This window comes from Streptomyces sp. NBC_01477 (genome assembly GCF_036227245.1).
Classification (GTDB): Bacteria; Actinomycetota; Actinomycetes; order Streptomycetales; family Streptomycetaceae; genus Actinacidiphila.
In genome coordinates this window covers 993,217-1,011,794 of record NZ_CP109445.1, presented here as the reverse complement: position 1 = coordinate 1,011,794, position 18,578 = coordinate 993,217, and the positions used below count along the sequence as shown (strand labels likewise).

The 18,578-nt window shown below is 71.7% G+C and carries 19 protein-coding genes; 6 read left to right on the top strand and 13 right to left on the bottom strand.

The genetic code is table 11. From position 1 onward, the window contains the following. Window positions 1-37: 37 nt before the first annotated feature. From OHA86_RS04005 to OHA86_RS03980, 6 genes are read right to left on the bottom strand one after another with little or no spacing between them, the layout of a single operon-like run. The gene (locus OHA86_RS04005; protein WP_329172528.1) at window positions 38-754 is read right to left on the bottom strand and encodes an urease accessory protein UreF; all 717 of its coding nucleotides are present in this window, start codon (window positions 752-754) and stop codon (window positions 38-40) included. A gap of 4 nt (window positions 755-758) precedes the next feature. Next, entirely contained in the window at window positions 759-2,483 is a 1,725-nt protein-coding gene (gene ureC / locus OHA86_RS04000) for an urease subunit alpha (protein WP_329172526.1), read from the bottom strand. After that, complete coding sequence (locus OHA86_RS03995) at window positions 2,483-2,959, bottom strand: urease subunit beta (protein WP_329172524.1); 477 nt, start codon at window positions 2,957-2,959, stop codon at window positions 2,483-2,485. Before OHA86_RS03995 ends, ureC begins: the two co-directional genes overlap by 1 nt. Next, window positions 2,956-3,822 (bottom strand): sirohydrochlorin chelatase, encoded by an 867-nt coding sequence (locus tag OHA86_RS03990; RefSeq protein ID WP_329172522.1) that lies wholly within the window; start codon window positions 3,820-3,822, stop codon window positions 2,956-2,958. Before OHA86_RS03990 ends, OHA86_RS03995 begins: the two co-directional genes overlap by 4 nt. A 5-nt stretch (window positions 3,823-3,827) precedes the next feature. Continuing rightward, complete coding sequence (locus OHA86_RS03985) at window positions 3,828-4,133, bottom strand: urease subunit gamma (protein WP_329172520.1); 306 nt, start codon at window positions 4,131-4,133, stop codon at window positions 3,828-3,830. Window positions 4,134-4,186: 53 nt separating this feature from the next. Then, window positions 4,187-5,149, bottom strand: a complete 963-nt coding sequence (locus OHA86_RS03980; RefSeq protein ID WP_329172518.1) for an urea transporter — start codon at window positions 5,147-5,149, stop codon at window positions 4,187-4,189. Between the two features lie 196 nt (window positions 5,150-5,345). On the opposite strand from OHA86_RS03980, the gene OHA86_RS03975 reads away from it, so the two are divergent. Together OHA86_RS03975 and OHA86_RS03970 are read left to right on the top strand one after the other, a co-directional pair. Then, complete coding sequence (locus OHA86_RS03975; protein WP_329172516.1) at window positions 5,346-5,816, top strand: fluoride efflux transporter FluC; 471 nt, start codon at window positions 5,346-5,348, stop codon at window positions 5,814-5,816. Beyond that, window positions 5,813-6,184 carry a fluoride efflux transporter FluC gene (locus tag OHA86_RS03970; RefSeq protein WP_329172514.1) on the top strand — a complete coding sequence of 124 codons (372 nt, stop codon included), beginning with the start codon at window positions 5,813-5,815 and terminating at the stop codon, window positions 6,182-6,184. The genes OHA86_RS03975 and OHA86_RS03970 overlap by 4 nt, the downstream gene beginning before the upstream one ends. A gap of 6 nt (window positions 6,185-6,190) precedes the next feature. Here OHA86_RS03970 and OHA86_RS03965 read toward each other — a convergent pair whose 3' ends face one another. After that, a complete protein-coding gene (locus tag OHA86_RS03965) occupies window positions 6,191-7,420 on the bottom strand; it encodes an MFS transporter (RefSeq protein ID WP_329172513.1) in 1,230 nt (409 codons plus the stop codon). A 95-nt stretch (window positions 7,421-7,515) separates the two neighbouring features. Here OHA86_RS03965 and OHA86_RS03960 point away from each other — a divergent pair, with 95 nt between their 5' ends. Then, window positions 7,516-7,962, top strand: coding sequence for a winged helix-turn-helix transcriptional regulator (locus tag OHA86_RS03960; RefSeq protein WP_329172512.1), 447 nt, complete (start codon window positions 7,516-7,518; stop codon window positions 7,960-7,962). Between the two features lie 142 nt (window positions 7,963-8,104). Here the strand turns inward: OHA86_RS03960 and OHA86_RS03955 are convergent, their stop codons facing one another. Then, window positions 8,105-9,049 carry an aldo/keto reductase gene (locus OHA86_RS03955; RefSeq protein WP_329172510.1) on the bottom strand — a complete coding sequence of 315 codons (945 nt, stop codon included), beginning with the start codon at window positions 9,047-9,049 and terminating at the stop codon, window positions 8,105-8,107. Between the two features lie 253 nt (window positions 9,050-9,302). Between OHA86_RS03955 and OHA86_RS03950 the strand changes: the two genes are divergently transcribed. Next, a complete protein-coding gene (locus OHA86_RS03950) occupies window positions 9,303-10,307 on the top strand; it encodes a YdcF family protein (protein ID WP_329172508.1) in 1,005 nt (334 codons plus the stop codon). A gap of 64 nt (window positions 10,308-10,371) precedes the next feature. On the opposite strand, the gene OHA86_RS03945 is transcribed toward OHA86_RS03950, so the two are convergent. From OHA86_RS03945 to OHA86_RS03925, 5 genes are all read right to left on the bottom strand, one after another. After that, entirely contained in the window at window positions 10,372-11,631 is a 1,260-nt protein-coding gene (locus OHA86_RS03945; protein WP_329172506.1) for a hypothetical protein, read from the bottom strand. After that, window positions 11,628-11,873: a hypothetical protein gene (locus tag OHA86_RS03940; protein ID WP_329172504.1), complete on the bottom strand. Its 246-nt coding sequence runs from the start codon at window positions 11,871-11,873 to the stop codon at window positions 11,628-11,630. Before OHA86_RS03940 ends, OHA86_RS03945 begins: the two co-directional genes overlap by 4 nt. Beyond that, window positions 11,870-12,676, bottom strand: a complete 807-nt coding sequence (locus tag OHA86_RS03935) for a VOC family protein (RefSeq protein ID WP_329172502.1) — start codon at window positions 12,674-12,676, stop codon at window positions 11,870-11,872. Before OHA86_RS03935 ends, OHA86_RS03940 begins: the two co-directional genes overlap by 4 nt. Window positions 12,677-12,691: 15 nt before the next feature. Further along, a complete protein-coding gene (locus OHA86_RS03930) occupies window positions 12,692-13,474 on the bottom strand; it encodes a maleate cis-trans isomerase family protein (RefSeq protein ID WP_329172501.1) in 783 nt (260 codons plus the stop codon). 111 nt (window positions 13,475-13,585) lie between these two features. Beyond that, window positions 13,586-14,350 (bottom strand): TetR/AcrR family transcriptional regulator, encoded by a 765-nt coding sequence (locus tag OHA86_RS03925; protein WP_329172500.1) that lies wholly within the window; start codon window positions 14,348-14,350, stop codon window positions 13,586-13,588. Between the two features lie 44 nt (window positions 14,351-14,394). Between OHA86_RS03925 and OHA86_RS03920 the strand changes: the two genes are divergently transcribed. Both OHA86_RS03920 and OHA86_RS03915 read left to right on the top strand, forming a co-directional pair. Then, window positions 14,395-16,119, top strand: coding sequence for an AMP-binding protein (locus OHA86_RS03920; RefSeq protein ID WP_329172499.1), 1,725 nt, complete (start codon window positions 14,395-14,397; stop codon window positions 16,117-16,119). Beyond that, on the top strand, window positions 16,116-17,663 hold the full coding sequence (locus OHA86_RS03915) for an FAD-dependent monooxygenase (RefSeq protein WP_329172497.1): 1,548 nt from the start codon (window positions 16,116-16,118) through the stop codon (window positions 17,661-17,663). The genes OHA86_RS03920 and OHA86_RS03915 overlap by 4 nt, the downstream gene beginning before the upstream one ends. Window positions 17,664-18,578 lie beyond the last annotated feature (915 nt).

Below are 18,578 nucleotides of genomic sequence, written 5' to 3'. Positions count from 1 at the left end.
CCCTGGCCTGGCTTGCTCGTGGATGTGGGTGGATCGGTCAGCTGGCGAAGAGCCTGGCCTCGGCGCGTTCGTGACGGCCCGACATGACGTCCGAGGCGAAGACGGTGGCTCCGACATCGGCCAGGTCCCGGTGCATGGCCGCCTCCGCGGCGGCCTCGATGACCGGAGCGGCCCGCCGGAGCAGCACCTGCGCCTTGCGGTGGTCGGTCAGCCGCAGCCGCAGGGCCGCGCCGGCGAAGCTCACGCAGAAGGCGAAGAGGTCCGAGACGACGGCCTGCCGCAGCGGCACCCCCGCCGCCCCGTAGACGACCCCCGCTGCCACCGCCTGCGTCCCGGGCGCCTCACGGCGCTGGACCCGTTCGAAGTAGTCGCCGATCTCCGGGTGGCGGAAGACCTCTCGGGCGAGGTCCAGCAGCTGCCGTCCGGTACGGGTCGCCGCCAGGCGCACCTCCCGCCCGAGCTTGGTGGCGAACAGGTACTCGTCGATCCGCACGACGGCCTCGGGGTCCCCGGCGCGGGTCGCCCGGTGGGCGAGCGCGAGCGCGGTGGCGTCGGCCGGGCCGACCCCGTGCAGCAGCAGGTCCTCCAGCAGCAGCGGCAGGCTCTCGGCGTCGACCGCTCCGGCCTGGGCGAAGCCCTCCAGCGTGTGCGACAGCGTGTAGAAGCCGCTCGGGAAGGCGGAGTCGGTCAGCTGGAGGCTGACCAGCAGCGAGCCGATCCGGGATGCCGGAGTGCCGTTCTCGTCGTCGTCCATACGCCTAGGCGAGGAAGAACAGCTGGTTGAGGGGCAGTTCGCTGGCCGGATCGATGGTCGCGACCTTGCCGTTGAGGGTGACCTTGAACGTCTCGGGGTCGATCTTGATGTCCGGCAGCGCGTTGTTGCGGATCATGTTGTGCTTGCCGATGATCCGGGTACGGCTGACCGGCAGGACCGTGCGCTCCAGGCCGAGCGCGGCCGGGACTCCGGCGGCGATGCCCGCCTGGGACATGAAGGTGACGTGGGTCGACGGCAGCGCCTTGCCGTACTGCCCGAACATCGGCCGGTAGACGACCGGCTGCGGGGTCGGCAGGGAGGCGTTGGGGTCGCCCATCTGGGCCCAGGAGATGATGCCGCCCTTGATGACCATCTTCGGCTTGGCGGCGAAGGAGTGGATGGGCCACAGGACGATGTCCGCCAGCTTGCCCTTCTCGATCGAGCCGATGTGGTCCGAGATGCCGGTGGCGATGGCGGGATTGATGGTCATCTTCGCGAGGTAGCGCAGCACCCGCTGGTTGTCGTTGCGCTCCGAATCACCCTCGAGCGGGCCGAACTTGTCCTTGCAGTGGTGCGCGGTCTGGAAGGCCCGGGTGACGGACTCCCCGACCCGGCCCATCGCCTGGGAGTCGGAGGAGAACATGCTGATCACGCCGAGGTCGTGCAGCACCGTCTCCGCGGCGATCGTCTCGGCGCGGACCCGGCTGTCGGCGAAGGAGACGTCCTCGGGGATGTCGTGGCTGAGGTGGTGGCACACCATCACCATGTCCAGCAGCTCGTCCACCGAGTTCTTGGTGTACGGCAGCGTCGGGTTGGTCGAGGACGGCAGGATGTTCGGCTCGCCGGCGACCCGCATGATGTCCGGCGCGTGACCGCCGCCCGCGCCCTCGCTGTGGAAGGTGTGGATGGTGCGGCCGTCGATCGCGGAGCGGGTGTCCTCGAAGAAGCCGGACTCGTTGAGGCTGTCGGTGTGGATCGCGACCTGGACGTCGTGCCGGTCGGCGACCTTGAGGGCGTTGTCGATCACGGCGGGCGTGGCGCCCCAGTCCTCGTGCACCTTCAGGGCGCAGGCGCCGGCGACGACCTGCTCCTCCAGTGCCTCCGGCAGGCTGCCGTTGCCCTTGCCCATGATGCCGAGATTCACCGGCAGGCCCTCGGCCGCCTGCAGCAGGCGCGCGATGTTGTACGGGCCGGGGGTGCACGTCGTGCCGTTCGTGCCGTCGGACGGTCCGGTGCCGCCGCCGATCAGCGTGGTGATGCCGTTGGTGAGCGCCTGCTCGGCCTGCTGCGGGGCGATGAGGTGGACGTGGGTGTCGATGGCGCCGGCGGTGGCGATGAGGTGCTCGCCCGCGATGGCCTCGGTGCCGGGTCCGATGATCAGATCGGGGTGCACGTTGTTCTGCGTCTGCGGGTTCCCCGACTTGCCGATGCCGGCGATCATGCCGTTCTTGATGCCGATGTCGCACTTCACGACCCCGACCATCGGGTCGATCAGCACGACGTTGGTGATGACGGTGTCGAGCGCGCCCTGCGCGGCGGTCGCCTGCGGGTCGGAGGCCATACCGTCCCGCATCGTCTTGCCGCCGCCGTAGAGGACCTCGTCGCCGTACTGGCCCTCGCTGAAGTCCTTCTCGACCTCGACGATGAGATTGGTGTCCGCGAGGTGGAAGCGGTCGCCGACCGTCGGGCCGAACATGTCGGTGTACTGCTTGCGGGGCAGGATGGGCATCAGTGGTGACCCTTCTTCTTGTGCTGGGACTGCTTGCCGCTCTTCGTGCTCGATCCCGCCGCACCGGAGCCGGAGTCGGAGCCGGAGCCGGAGCCGGCCTGGTCCTGGGCGCCCTGGTATCCCTGCTCGATCGCCCTGCGGACCGCCTCGACCCTGACCGGGTGCGAGGCGAGGCTGCCGTTGAGCAGCCCGCTGAAACCGATCAGCCGCCCCGTCCCGGCGTATTCGCACAGCTCGACCTCCCGCGTCCCGCCGGGCTCGACGCGCACCGACGTGCCGGCGGGGATGTTCAGGTGCATGCCGAGCGCCTTCATGCGGTCGAACAGCAGCGCGGAATTGACCTCGAAGAAGTGGTAGTGCGACCCGATCTGGATTGCCCGGTCGCCGGTGTTGCTGACGGAGAGCGTGACCGTACGGCGGCCGGCGTTGATCTCGACCGGATCCTCGCCGTACAGGTACTTCTGGCGGAACGTCATGGGGTGCTCCTGTCGACTCGGCCCGCAGCATGGGCGTGCGGGGGCTGATGCGGGTGCGGATGGGGATGCGGGGGGCCGTGGTCGTGCAAGTGACCGTGACTGTGGCCGTGGCCGTGGTCGTGGCCGTGTCCCTCGCCCGGTGGGTGGGTGTGGTGGTGTCCGTGGCCGTCGGCCGCGCCGAGTCCGGCCGCGACGCCGTCGTCGCCGTGCTCACTCCACCGGACGCGGGCGTCGGCCACCCGCTCGGCGATCACCCGGGCCAGCGCCGCAGGGGAGAGCAGCGGGCCGTGGACCCGCGTCCGCGCGTCGTCCGGGACCGCGGGCGGCGGTACGAACGAGGCGGGCAGCACGGTGACGGCCGCTGCTCCCAGCCGCCGGCAGCGCCGGACGCCCTCGGCCGGATCGGGATCGCCGCCGGTGAACGCGACCTCGACCAGGGCGTGGTTGCCGTACCGGCGGACCAGGCTCGCGACCCGGTACAGCTCGGCGTCGTCGAACGGGTCGCCGGCGGGCGCGGTGAGCAGCAGGGCGCTGTCCGCGGGAATCCCGCTCGCCGCGGCCCGCAGCCAGGACGTCAGATGCTGCGAGGTCCCGAACGGCGGGGCGAGAACGGTTCCCCGGCGCTCGCCCTCCGCCAGCGAACGCAGCGTACGGGCGGTGTCCGCGACGAGTTCGGGGTCCCGGCCGAGCGACATGGGGACGACGCACACCTCCTCGCCCAGCAGCCGCAGCTCGACGACGCAGCGGAACAGCTCCCGGCCGGCCGTCACGACGGACAGCGTCGGGTCGGCCGTGTCGCGCAGCGCCGCCCCGAAGCCGGCCTCGTGGCCGCACACGGCGATCACCCGGCAGGGCTGGGACACCGCGGTCAGCCGCCGATGGGGTCGTGGCAGGACACCAGCTTGGTGCCGTCCATGAAGGACGCCTCGACCTGGAGCAGCCCGAGCATGTCCCGCACACCCGGCATGGTGTCGTCCTCGCCGAGGACGTGCCGCCCCAGCTCCATGCAGTCGGCCACGCTCTTGCCGTCCCTGGCGGCCTCGAGAATGGCCTCGGTGATCAGCGAGACGGACTCGCTGTAATTCAGCTTCAGGCCGCGGCTCCGGCGCTTCCTGGCCAGGTCGGCCACCACGTACACCAGCAGTTTGTCTACCTCGCGAGGGGCGAGATTCACGTCGGTACCTTCCTCGGGATCTACGGAGGGGGAGGGGCGGTTCGCGCGAACGGTCAGCCGCTCCGCCGGAAACGGGGCAGAGCAGGGACGGCCGCCATGAACGCCCAGGTCGTGAGGATGAAAGGCCAGGTGAAGGTGTGGCCGCCGAACGTCTTGAAGATGGAGGTCAGCGCGGCCGTCAGACCCGTGGTGGCCGCGGCGCCGATGAGGGCGTACACCCCGTTCCACACCGTCGCGGTGAGGAAGACGGCGCCCATGGCGATGGCGACGAGAACGGCGTTGTAGCCGTAGATGCCGTTGGAGATCAAGGAGGCGGGGGCGCCCAGCGCCCAGGCCGCGAAGATCCCCACGACGCTGCCGGCCGCCGCGTACAGCACCACCCGCGCTCCGGCGAAGGCCAGGCCCACCAGCATGATGAGCCCGACGTACCACTCGTCCACCAGGAAGACCTGCGAGATGTTGGTGAAGAAGGCGTGCCACAGGTCGTGCCAGGACAGCGCCCGGTCTCCCGTGGTGGTGCTGGACACCGCCCGGGGGGCGCCGTGCCAGATACGGCCGAAGGACGGCGCGCCGATCACCATGATCCCGGAGACCAGGCAGAACGGTGCGGTGAGCGCGGTCAGGCCGTACGGCGCGAGCAGGGTGGTGAGCGCCGCCAGCAGCATGGTGCACATGACCGCGCCGATGACGGCGAGAGCGTAGGTGGCCGGGTGGCCGCCCAGCGAGGTGACCAGGGCGACGCCGGTGAGGCACCCGCAGTAGCCCTGGAGACCGAGAGCGATGTTCGACCGGTCGACCGCCACCAGATGGGCGGCGGCCGTCGACACGAGGGTCCCCAGTGTCGCGAACAGCCCGATCTCCCAGCCCGCCGCCCACAGGCCGGCCAGGATGAGCATGCCTGTCCACAGACACGGCTGAAGGTCGACCTGGCCCACACCGCGCACGGACGCCAGCAGAAATCCCGGCAGCTTTTTGCGCTGGAATTCCAGCAGGACATCTGGTTCGGCAATGAGCACGGTGAATCCCAGCGTCGGACGGCGGACCGGTGAACAGCACGGCGCCAGCGGAGACCGGATAGCGCCACGGCATCGTGGCACGATATGCACCGCCCGCCCGGAACCGACCCGCCCATACGCCCCCGTTCGGACCATAAGCGGGCCGCTTCGCGTGTGAGTCGGACAGGTCGGCGCGGGAAGCTGCCAAGGTGGCCGCATGCACCCGAAGATCGCCATGAGACGCCGTGACCACCCCGATCACCACCCCGGATCGCAGCTGCCGGTGGTGGCGGCGGTCGCGCTGGGCGGGGCGGCGGGCGCGAGCGCGCGCTATGGTGCCGAACTCCTGTGGCCGAATGACCCGCCGGCCTTTCCCTGGACCATTTTGCTGGTCAACACCACGGGCTGCCTGCTGATGGGAATCCTCATGGCGACCGTCAAATTCCGCTTTCCCGGCGCTCCCCGGCTCATCAGCCCACTGCTCGGCACCGGGCTGCTCGGCGGTTTCACGTCCTTCTCCCATTACGCTGACAATGTGCGGCAGCTCTTCGACCGGGGCCAGCCCGGGTACGCGGTGGGCGATCTCCTGCTGACGGTTGCGGCGGCACTGTCCGCGGTGACCCTGGGCGCCCTCGGTACGCGCGCGGTCCTCATGCCCCGGCGCCCCGCCCCCGGCGACAGGCGATGACCGACTGGCTGCTCGTACTCGCCGGCGCCGCCGTGGGAGCGCCGATCCGCTACCTGCTGGGGGTCGAGGCCAACCACCGCCTCGGCAGCGGCTTCCCCCTGGGAACCTTCGCCGCCAACGCCGCCGCGTCCCTGATCCTCGGCTATGTCGCCCAGACGGCGGCCGGCGGCGGCCTCACGTCGGGGCAGAGCCTGCTGCTCGCGACGGGGCTCTGCGGGGCGCTGTCCACCTGGTCGACGTTCTCCTACGAGCTGCTGACGCTCACCTCCAAGCGCCGGCTGGCCACCGCCGCCTCCTATCTGGTGCTCAGCGTGGGAATCGCGGTGGGCCTCTCCTTCGCCGGCGCCGCGGCGGCCAGGGCGTTCTGACGCCGGCTACCCGGCCGCCCCGCGCGTGACGGCCCACAGGAGGAGCGCGAGCGCGCTGATCCCGGCGCCCAGCGCGCACACGGCTGTCCAGCCCGCCGCCGCGTAGACCGTGGTCGCGGCGACGGCTCCTGAGGCGCTGCCGATCGAGTAGAAGACCATGTAACCGCCGATCAGCCGGCTTCCCGCTGCCGGGCGCAGCGCGTAGACCAGCGCCTGGTTGGTGACGTGGACCGCCTGGACGGCCAGATCGAGGACGATCACGCCGGCCGCCAGCGCCCAGAGCGAGTGCCGGGTGAAGGCCAGCGGCAGCCAGGAGGCGGTGAGCAGGGCCAGGCCGATACCGGTGGTCCGCCGGGACGAGCCGCGGTCGTTCAGCCGTCCGGCCGCGGTGGCGGCGAGCGCGCCCGCGGCCCCGGCCAGTCCGAAGGCACCGATCCCGGTGTGGGACAAGGAGAGCGGGGGCGCGCTGAGCGGCAGCGCGACACTGCTCCACAGCACGCTGAAGGCGGCGAAGACCAGCAGGGCGAGCAGGGCCCGCACCCGGAGGACGCGCTCGCGCGCGAACAGCGTGAGGGTGGAGCGCAGCAGCTGCCCGTACCCCATGGCCGCCGGCGCGGCACCGCGGCGGGACGGCAGCAGGCGGTGGAGTGCCAGGGCGAGCACGCAGGTGACAACCGCCGAGGAGAGGTAGACGGAGCGCCAGCCGGCGAGGTCGGCCAGGACGCCGGACACGGTACGGGCGAGCAGGATGCCGGTGACCACCCCGCTGGTCACCAGCCCGACGACGCGTCCGCGCTCCTCGGGCGGCGCCAGGGACGCGGCGAAGGCCACCAGCGTCTGGGTGACCACCGCGAGCAGCCCCACGGTGGTGAGGCCCACGAGGAGGAGCGCCGCATTGCCGGCGGTGCCGACCGCTGTCAGCGCCGTCGCCAGGAGCAGCAGTTGCGCCACGACGAGGCGTCTGCGGTCGAGCATGTCTCCCAGCGGCACGAGAAAGAAGAGGCCCAGCCCGTAGCCGATCTGAGTCAGGGTCACGATCGCGCCGACCGTCGCTGTGCCGATCGAGAAGTCGCGGCCCAGTGTGACCAGGAGCGGCTGCGCGGCGTAGACGTCGGCCACAGCCGTGCCGGAGGCGACGGCGAAGAGCAGGGTGATTCCCCTGGACAGCTCGAACCCGGACGTTCCCGCGCCCAGCCGCCCGGCCTCCGGTGCCGCAACGCACTGCTCTCGTCCCATGCGAAGGGCCTCCTCGCGATTGGTTTCATCTTGCTACCGGGGACCGTAGCCCGATCTGGTAGCATGTTGCAACCGGTGTGGGAGTGGAGGGCGACATGGTGGAGCGGACGCGCTTCAACGACAGCGACTGTCCCGTCGCGCGATCGGTCGACACGATCGGCGACTGGTGGTCGCTGCTGATCGTGCGGGACGCCTTCGACGGCAGCCGCCGCTTCGGGGAATTCCAGCGCGGCCTCGGCGTGGCGAAGAACATCCTTGCCGCGCGCCTGCGCTCCCTGGTCGCCGCCGGGGTCCTCGACACCGTCCCCGCCTCGGACGGCAGCGCCTACCAGGAGTACGTACTGACGCCGAAGGGCCAGGGCCTCTTCCCCGTCATCGTCGCGCTGCGGCAGTGGGGCGAACAGAACCTCTTCGCCCCCGGCGAGCCGCACTCGGAGATGGTCGACCGCAGGCAGGGACGCCCCTTGCGCGCGCTGGAGGTCCGCTCCGCGGACGGGCGGCGGCTCGACGCCGACGACACCGCCGTCAACAAGGTCGGCTGACCGGGGCGCCGGAAGGCGGCCGGTCCCGCACGGGAGCCGGCGCGGGACGCAGGGCCTCCCGCGCCCCGGGCCGGCTCCCGCGCGGGAGGCCCCGCGTCCCGGGCGGCCGGGGTGCGGCGCCGCCGGGGTGGAGCGGGAGGTGTCAGGCCGAGGCCTGCGTCAGGCGGTCCACTTCCTCGTCCTTCAAGGTCAGCTCCGCGACGCCCAGCAGCGCCGGGAGCTGGTCGGCCGTGCGGGCCGAGGCGATGGGGGTGGCGACCGTCGGCCGGGCGGCCAGCCAGGCGAGGGCGACCGTGGCGACGGGGGCCTCGTGGGCGGCGGCGACCTCGTCCAGGGCCGCGAGGACCCGCCGGCCGCGCTCGGACTCCAGGTGCTTGGCGACCGCGCCGGCACGGGCGCTGTCGACGGTGGTGCCGGGGCGGTACTTGCCGGTGAGGAATCCCGACGCGAGGGCGAAGTACGGGACGGCGGCGAGGCCCTCGCTCGCGGCGAGGTCCTGGAGCTCGCCCTCGTAGGTGTCGCGGGAGACCAGGTTGTAGTGCGGCTGGAGGGCCACGTAGCGGGCCAGGCCCTCGCGGTCGGAGAAGTCCAGCGAGGCGCGGAGCCGCTCGGGGGTGATGTTGGAGGCGGCGATCTGCCGGACCTTGCCGGCCTTCACCAGCTCGTCCAGGGCGCCGATGATCTCCTCGACCGGCACGTCGAGGTCGTCGAAGTGCGTGTAGTAGAGGTCGATGTGGTCGGTGTCCAGGCGGCGCAGCGAGGCGTCGGCGGCGGCCTTGACGGTGGCCGCGGACAGGCCCTTGTAGTCCGGGTGCTGGCTGACCTTGGTCGCGATGACGACGTCGGAGCGGTTGCCGCGGGCCTTGACCCACTTGCCGATGATCGTCTCCGACTCGCCGCCCTTGTTGCCCTCGATCCAGGCGGAGTAGGAGTCGGCGGTGTCGACGAAGTTGCCGCCGGCGGCCGCGTAGGCGTCCAGCACGGCGAAGGAGGCTTCCTCGTCGGCGGTCCAGCCGAAGACGTTGCCGCCGAGGGCGAGCGGGAAGACCTCGAGGTCGGAGGAGCCGAGTCTGCGCAGAGAAGTCATGTTCCAGGACAGCGCCGACAGTGGATCATGTATTCCGCCCGGGGTGGATTCTCCGCGAAGCGGAGCCGGGCCGAAGGCCGAGCCGCGTCGGGCCGGGTTGAGCCGAGCCGGGTTGAGCCGAGCCGGGGTGAACCCGGTTGCGCCGGGGCCGGGCGGTGCGGTGCCGGTCCGGCGCGGGTGGCGGTGCCGGAGGCCGCGGGCGGCGGGGGAGCCGGCGGCAGGGGCTTTCCGGCGCAGACCCTAATATGTGGGCATGTTGGCCTACGCTCCGGCGTTCTTGCTCTTTCTCGTGTTCTGTGTCGGAGTGCTCCGCGAGCCGCGCCGCTTCAGCAACGCCGTTCTCCTGGGACTCTCCCTCACCTTCGCGTCGGCCGCATGGCTTCTCGAACTCATCAGGGCGCATGAGACGCTGGGCAAAGACCTCACCATCGCGCTGCTCGTGCTCGCGGGGCTGGGCGTCGTCGCCCTGTCGTGGCTGCTGATCACCAACGGTGTGACCATGGTGAGCAAGGAGGGCAGGAGCCTCGCCAATCTGCTGTCCCTGCTCGCGGGGATCGCGCTGGCGACTCTCGTCGCGCTGTTCATCACCGCCTCGGTGCTGCGCGACCACACGCTGACGGTGGCCGCGGGGACAGCCGTCGCCGTGGCCGGCTACATCGCCTTCCTCTTCGTCTGCTTCATCGTCTACGGCTTTCTCTACGGGCGCCTTCACATCCGCCGCAGGGCCGACTACGTGGTGGTGCTCGGCTCGGGCCTCATCGGCGGGACCGACGTGTCACCGCTGCTGGCCAGCCGTCTGGAACGGGCGCGGGCGGTGCACAGGAAGCTCGCGGTGCGCGGCAGGCGGCCGGTGCTGCTGGCCTCCGGCGGCCAGGGTCCCGACGAGAAGATACCGGAGTCGCACGCGATGGCCGACTATCTCGTCGCACGCGGCTTCCCGGCCGCGCTGATCGACCGCGAGGACCGCTCGACGAACACCGAGGAGAATCTGCGGTTCAGCAAATCCATCATGGAGAAGGCGAACTCCGGCTACCGGTGTGTGGTCGTGACGAACAACTACCACGTCTTCCGTGCCGCGATGATCTCGCGCCGGGTGGGAATAAGAGGGCACGTTGTGGGGTCCCCCACGGCCGCGTATTTCTGGCCCAGCGCGGTGATCCGTGAGTTCGTCGCGATCTTCGTCGCGTACTGGCGCACCAATCTCGCCGTCTGCCTGCTCTTCTTCCTGGGCGGACTGTCCGTCTGGTGGCTGAGCTGAGGCCGCACGGTGCGCACGTCCGCCACGCGGCGGTGCGCACCGGGACCACGGTGCGCACCGGGGGTCAGGAGGACGTCCGGCCGACCGGATGCCGTTCGGCCAGCCACCGCCCGATCTCGGTGGCGGCGAGGCTGCTTCCGGTGGGCTTGCCGGGCCCGATCGGTCCGCCGAAGTGCGTGCCCTGGACGACGCGGTGGGTGAGGTCGTCGCTCGCGAGTGCCTGGAGCATGCGCTCCGCGTCCGCGGGGAAGCACGCCTGGTCGCCGGTGAGTTCGACCAGCAGGGTGGGCGCGGTGACGCCGGGCGCGCAGCGGACGAAGTCGGCGTTGGTGGTGTTCGCCGACCAGGTGGACAGCCAGGCGTCCGGCGTGGAGAGGCGCCCGAAGCCGACCAGGCCGTAGTTGGTGAGGTCGGGCCGCCGCCCGAAGAGCGATCCGTAAGGGCGTTCGTTCGGGTCGATCGACCGGTCGACGCAGCGCAGGTCCGCGTCGGTGCGGTAGACGGTCACGATGCGCGGGGCCAGCGCCCGGCGGCGGTCCGCCGCGGTGCCGGACGCCTTGGCCGCCCGGCGGTGGGCCGAGGCCGCGCGCACCAGTTCGCGGGCGTGTGCGTCGATACGCGCGACGCGCGCCGCCTGGGCCGCGCGGTAGCGCTCGATGAAGCCGGCGCTGTAGCCGGAGCTGTCCGGAGCGGCGGCGAAGCCGTTGTCCGGGCTGTACGGGTCCAGGGCCGGGTCGATCGACATCGGGTCGGGTTCATCGGTGACCGAGGGGTCGATCAGCCGCTGGAGCAGCGCGCCCTGGCCCGGGTGGGGAGCCATGAAGACCGCGCCGTCCGGCGGCGGCAGGCTCGCGCCGGCGAGGTCCACCGGGCGCCCGGCCGGCGTCGAGGAGATCCGCGCCGCCGGGGCGAGGCCCGCCTGCTGGTGGTACAGCGCGGCGAGCGTGCCGCCGCCGGAGTGGCCCAGGGTGACGACATGCCCGTAGCCGCGCTCGCGCAGGAACGTCTGGCCGGCGGCCATGTCAAGGACGGCCTGCTCATGGAGCAGCGACAGGTCGTTGTTCGGCGAGCGGGTGCCCTGCGTCCAGACGGCGAAGCCGCGCATGAGCAGTTCGGGGACCAGGACGTGATGGGTGAAGTCCTGGCGCGGATGCATGAGGCAGACCACGGTCGCCGCGCCGGGGACGGTACGCAGCACGCCGGTGACGGTGGCGCCGTCGGCGGTGCCCAGCTCGTGGGCGGAGGTGCGGGTGGCGGCCGGTTCCGCGGCGGACGCGATGTAACGTCCGGCGCCCAGGCGTTCGCCGGCGGATGTGCCGCTCATCGGGCCTCGACTCGTAGCGCGTCCTTGTCGTGCTGGGTGACGCGCGACTGCGCCAGCCCGGCGACCGCGCTGTACCAGACGGCGTGCCGGCAGCCGGTCGCCCGGCGGTCGATGACGATCGTGTCAGGGGAGGTGATCCGGAAGTACGGCCCGACCATCTCCACGGACACCCGCGGGTCCCGGGCGGCGACCTGGGGGACGGTGGCGTTCTCCGGGACGTCCAGGACGAACAGCGTGCTCATGCCCGGGCCACCCCCTCCGCGGCGGGGGCCTGCGCGGCGCCGGCTCCCGCAGGTGCGGCTCCGGCGGGAACGGCCTGCGGGGCGACGCGATCCGCGGCAACCGCTCCCGCAGGTAGGGCCTCCGCAAGAACCGCTTTCGCGGGCACCCCGGCGGCCGGCCGCCAGGCCGGTGCGCGCTCGACGATCAGCTCCGCCTTGCGGGCCAGGAGCTTGTCCATGCTCGGGTCCTCGCCGGTGACGACGTCGATGAGCGCGTCGATCGTCAGCTCGGCGTCGAGGTCCTCCTGCGGGGTGACCGGCCGCAGCGCGCGGGTGATCTCGATCATGTAGCCGTTCGGGTCATGGGTGTAGATGGACTCGATGGTCTCGTGCATGACCTGCATCTCGACCGGCCACGCCGACTCGTCCAGCCGGCGCCGGTATTCGAGCAGGTCCTCCTCGCTGTCGACGTGGATCGCGAGGTGCCGGGAGTTGACCCAGAACTGCGGGACGTCCGCGTCGAAGCCCGCGTAGACGTCCCCCTTGGCGTCCGGGCCCGCGGGGCGCTCGAAGCCGAAGTAGTAGAAGAAGGCGATCCGGTCGTCGTTGCCGATGTCGAAGAAGAAGTGGATGAAGTCCGGGTGCTTCTCCGGCCCCCACCCGGCCGCGCAGATCGAGTGCACGACGGGGAATCTCAGCACGTCGCGGTAGAAGCGGACGGTGCCCGCCGGGTCGAACGTCGGGAACGCCGCGTGGTCGACGCCCTTGACGCGGTGCACGGGCGGCACGGTTTGCGCCCCCGTGGCCGGTGCTGGTGCGGTCATTGTCGGTCTCCTCGGTCAGACGGTCGCGGGCACGGTGTCGCGGCGCAGCAGGCGGCCGGCGCCGGGCAGGTCGACCGGGAGGCGCAGCCGGCGCAGCAGGGTGAACGCGCCCGCGGTCGCCGCGGACAGCACGGGAATGCCGAACTCGTCCTCGGCGGACTGGACGAGGTCAAGCGACGGCATCTGCACGCACGCGGAGATGATCAGCGCGTCGACACCGGTCAGGTCCAGCTCGCGTGCCGCGGCCATGACCCGCTCGCCCGGGATGCACCCCACCTCGGCGTTGTCGGCGACTTCGAGCGCGCGCCAGTCGGCGACCGTGAACCCCTCCGCCTCCAGGTAGCCGACCACCTGCTCGGCCAGCGGGCGCAGATACGGGGTGACCAGGGCGATCCGCCGTGCCTTCAGCTCCCGCAGGGCCTCGACGAGCGCGCCCGCGCTGGAGACGACCGCGGCGCTCGCGCCGCCGGTGCTCAACTGCTCGGTGACCGCCGCCTCGACGCGCTGGTGCTCGCCCGGGCCGCCGACCATGAGCGCGACCAGGCAGGCGTAGAGGATGGCGTCAGGAGCGGCGTCACCCAGTTCGAGGACGCATCGCTCGCGCTGCGCGTTCATCGCCCGCAGCTGCTCGGGCGAGACCGTGTGCATGCGCATCCGGCTGGAGTGGAACGAGAACCGCGCCGATAAGTGCCGGGCGAGCAGCCGGGGCATCTCCGCCTCGACCGTGACATTGGAGCTGGGCACGACCAGCCCGATGCGGTGCGTGGACATGATCGACGCCTCTCGAATCGGTGTCATCGGTGACCAATTTACGACACCAGTGACACCTGTCAAGGCGGGGCGGGTGCGCGCGGCCGGCCTCACGCGGCCCCGCCGCGTCGCTCGGGACGGGCTCCCGGTGACGCCGGGTCAGGTCCGTGGCAGCAGCCGCTCCAGCGCGGTGAGGTCGGCGCGCACCTGGTCGAGGGCGGCGGCGACCGAGTTCCCGCGGGCCCTGCGGGCGTGCGGGGCGAGCAGCATGTCGAGCGCCGACTGGCTGATCTGGGTGACGATCGGCTCCACTTCGTGGCCGGGGCCCGGCCGGAACCACCAGGCGACCCAGTTGCACATCCCGAGCAGGCTCAGGGCAGCGACCCGGCTGTCCATCGCCTTGAACTCGCCGCCGTCCATGCCCTCCTCGATGACCGCGACGAGTTCGGCGACGATGCCGCGGCGGGCGGCGAGGTGCCGGGCGCGGACGTCCTCCGGCAGCATCATCTCCGAGCGGTCCAGGGCCCTGAACTGCGTGGGCTGTTCCGCGCGCTGCCGCACCAGGGTCCCGGTGAGCTCCCGGAGCTTCTCGGTCGGTGTGAGGTCGCGCCGCTGCCGCAGCGCGGCGAGCGAGTCGGCCAGGCCCTGGCTGAGGCTGTCGACCAGCGCGGTGAGCAAGTCCTCCTTGTTCGACACGTAGTTGTAGAGCGCGGAGCGGGAGACGCCGACCGCGTCGGCGATGTCCTGGAGGCTGGTGGCTTCGTAACCCTGGTTGGCGAACAGGACGGTCGCCTTCTCCAGCAGCTCGCTCGTGACGAGCGAGCGCCGCGATGTGCTCCGGCCCGGTGTGGTCCTCTCGGCCGCGCCGCGGCCGCCGGCGGGTTGCGTGGGGGAGACGGTCGGGCGCGTCTTGGGCTTGGTCATGCCGTGATCGTATCGGCGTGCGCACCGGTCGGCAGGGTTCACCCTTGACCGGCGACACGTGCGTCATTATTGTGACGGCCGTGTCGTATTCGCTGCGGGCAGACGGAGTGGTCGGCTATCCGGCCGAGGTCGTGGAGGCCTACCGCCGCGACGGGCTGTGGGGCGGGACGAGCCTCGGCGGCCAGTTACGCCGGGCCGCCGCCCGGTACGCCGACCGGCTCGCGCTGGTCACGGCCGGCGTGCGGTGGACCTACGCCGAACTCGACGAGCGGTGCGACCGGCTCGCGGCGGGCCTGCTCACCCGCACCTCCCTGCGGCCCGGTGACGCGGTCATGTTCTCGATGGGGAATGTCGCCGAGACCGTGGTGGCCTACTGCGGTGCGCTGCGGGCGGGCCTGGTGCCGGTGTGCACGCTGCCCCAGCACCGCGAGCGCGAGATCGGCCTGCTGGCGGCGCACACCGGTGCGCGGGGCCACTTCGTGCAGGCCGACCACCGCGGCCACGACCTGACCGCGTTAGGCGTCCGGGTCGCGGCGGCCGGCGGCACCCTGACCGAGCTGATCGTGGCCCGCGGACCGGTACCGGACGGAGCGGTCGGCTTCGACTCGCTGCTCGCGGCCGGCGCGGGGGACAGCGCGCGGGCGCTGCCGGCGGAGACCGACATCGACCTGCTGTCGGTGGCCGCGTTCCAGCTGTCCGGCGGGACGACGGGCCTGCCGAAGGTCGCGCCGCGACTGCACGAGGAGTACGCCTACAACTCACGCCAGTGGGCGGACCGGCTGGGCTGGAAGCCCGGGACGGTCGTGCTCTACCCGCTGCCGGTGATGCACAACGCGGGGATCGCGCTGGCCGTGCAGCCCGCCTGGTTCAGCGGCGCCACGCTCGTCCTGGCCGCGGACGCGAACCCGGCGACCATCCTCGACGCGATCGAGGCGGAACGCCCCGACGTCCTGCCGCTCGTCCCCCCGGCCGTGGCGATCCGCCTGCTGGACGAGCCCCGCTCCCGCGAGGTGGATCTGAGCTGCGTCACGGACTTCATCGTCGGCGGCCAGCGGCTCGCGGTCGAGGTCGCCCGCCGGCTGGAGACCGAGCTGGGAATCCGGTGCCGGCAGATGTTCGGCATGGCCGAGGGCCTGTTCACCCTCACCCCGCCCCAGGCGCCGGACGCGGTCCGGCTGCACACCGTAGGAGCGCCCATCTCCCCGGCCGACGAGATCCGCGTCTACGGCATCGGGTCCGAGACCGAGGTGCCCGACGGCGCCGAGGGCGAGCTGTGCGCCCGCGGCCCGTACACCATCCGCGGCTACTACCGCGCGGCCGGGCACAATGCCGCCGCCTTCACCGCCGACGGCTTCTACCGGACCGGCGACCTCGCCCGGCGCCACATCGTCGACGGCGCCGCCTACTACTCGATCGACGGCCGCATCAAGGACGTCATCAACCGCGGGGCTGAGAAGGTGCACGCCGAGGAGGTCGAGGAGTTGGTCGTCGCGCATCCCGACGTGCGGAACGCGGCCCTGGTCGCCATGCCGGACCCGGTCCTGGGCGAGCGGGTCTGCGCGTACCTCGTCCAGGAGCCCGGCAGCACGCCGCTGACCGTCGCCGCCCTCGCCGCGCACCTGCTCGCCCAGGGGCTGGCGAAGTACAAGCTGCCCGAGCGCGTCGAGGTCGTCGGCGGCTTCCCGCTGAGCAACGTCGGCAAGGTGTCGAAGAAGCACCTCCGCGAGGACATCACCGCCAAGCTCGCCGCAGAGGGGACCGCATCATGAGCGCCCGGCGCGTCGACATCATCGGCGGCGGCCCCGGCGGCCTGTACGCCGCGGGACTGCTCAAGACCGCGCAACCGGACTGGACCGTCACCGTTCACGAGCGCATGTCCGGCAGCCGCGACACCTTCGGCTTCGGTGTCAGCCTCACCAGCTCCACCATGACCAACCTCGTCGCGGCCGACCCCGCGTCCGCCGAGGCGATCCAGGGCGTCAGCCACTCCGGGCACGGGCTGCTCCTGCTCGACGGCGGCGAGGCCATCGACCTGCACGGCGCCCGCAACCTGGCCGTCTCCCGCAGCAGCCTGCTCGAGGTCCTGGCCCGGCACGCCGAGGCGGCAGGCGTGCGCATCCGGTCCGGCGCGCAGGTCGGGGCCACCGAACTCGACTCCGACGTGGTGATCGCCGCCGACGGTGTCCGCTCCGCGACCCGCGAGAAGCTCGCCACCGAGCTGGGCGCCGACATCCGGGTCGGGCGCGGCATGTACGTGTGGTGCGGCTCGGACTTCGCCCTCGACGACGCCATCTTCTCCCCGGCGCGGACCGAGCACGGCCTCTTCGTCGCCCACGCCTACCCCTACGCCGAGGACCGCAGCACCTTCCTCATCGAGGCCGACGAGGCGAGCTGGCGCGCCGCGGGCCTCGAACGCTCCGACGCCGCCACCGCCGACGGCGAGTCCGACGAGCACACCCTGCGCTACCTGGAACGCGCCTTCGCCGCCGACCTGGCCGGGCACCCGCTGCTGGGCAACCGCAGCCGCTGGTCCCGCTTCCACACCGTCCACCTGGAGCGCTGGTCGCACGGCAACACCGTGCTGATCGGCGATGCCGCGCACACCGCCCACTACACCCTCGGGTCGGGTACGAAGCTCGCCCTTGAGGACGCCATCGCGCTGAGCGCCGCACTGCTCGCCGAGGGCGACACCGCCGCGGCCTTCACCGCGTACGAACAGTCGCGGCGCCCCGCCGTGACCCGCTTCCAGCACCTCGCCGCCCGCAGCCAGCGCTGGTGGGAGTCCTACCCGCTGCGGGTCGACCAGCCGCTGGCCCAGCTGGCGGTCGGGTTCATGACCCGCGCGGGGAACATCGACCTCGGCCGCTTCGCCGTCGACCACCCCGACGTCGTGGCCGCCGCACTGGGACATTACGCGCGCCGGAGCGTGACCGCGGTTCCGGCCGACATCACCGCCTGGGCGCTCCAGCAGCCCTACGACGACGGCCGGGAAAGCCGTACGGCCTCGCGGATCGTCACCGGGTCCGGCCTCGGGCACGACGCCCAGCGCATCGAGGTCGTCGACGTCGACCCCTGGGGCGAGGCGGGCGACCGCGGCGCGGATCTGGCGAAGGCCGCGACCGCCGCCGGGCGCGTCATCCATCTGCACGGCGCCGACGACACCGCGTCGGTGCAGGGCCGGCTGGATCTCGGAGAACGCATCAAATTGCAGACCGCGGCGACCGTTCTGGTCGGCATACCCGAACACGCGGCTGCCGATGCCCTTTCCGGATTGGTGTCCGGGCGCTGCGACCTCATTCATTTCACGCGCTGACCCGGCAACGGAGAAACGCGCCCGCCGGGATGTGGACCCCATTTCCCGGCGGTTAACCGCCCGGCTCGGCTATTGCCGTGGCCGCCGGCCGCCATCGGTCGCCTTCAGCGCGCCGATCACACATGTCCGCTGCTCAGAGGGCGGATCACCGGCGAATCCCCATGCGCTCAGAAGGGGAAAGCGTCGCTCACTGCGGCCGGTCCAGCCATGCGACTGCGCTGCCGAAAGATCTCACTGGAGAGCGGCCGGAGTTTCCGCCCGAGTCGTTCCGTCGAGGCCTTAGGTGCGAGATGCACGGCCAAATATGTGAAAATAATCTGTCGCGATTCTCGCTTCAAATGGTACCGTGGGGATCGTTCAGCAGATTCAGGGGATCATTACCGCGACAACGCGGCAATGAGGGGCGCCGAGTCATCGGCGAGATCGTTATTCCTCGGGGGAAGACCGTGTTGAGCCACGCTGCACCACCGCATACATCCGGGGGCCGGTACCGACGCGCCACGCGTCGTCCTTCCCGCCGGCCCCGACGTTCGGAACGCGCTGCGGTCCATGGCACCGGAAGTGGCGTACCGGTCGGCCGGCCAGTACGCGCCGGCGCCCGACCGGACAAAACACGAACCGTTTCCCCCGGGCGCCGGTGAGCATCGGGCCGGCGGTATCAGCCGCGCCGTTCCGGTGAATCCGACCTCGGCGCTCCGAACTGCCCCTGCGTGATCCCGCGGTGCCCGCTGACGTGCGCCGCGCGGTGACGGGCCTGCCGAATGCCACGGTGGTGTCCGGTGGCCATATCCGGCTTGCCGGTATGCGGACGCCCCCTTTCACCCGGGTGTCGTCCTGTTGCCCGAATCCCGTACTCCCGCATGCCAGAAAGGCTTTCGCTCGGCAGTGACGACATGACGCCGAGTTCCTCCCGCG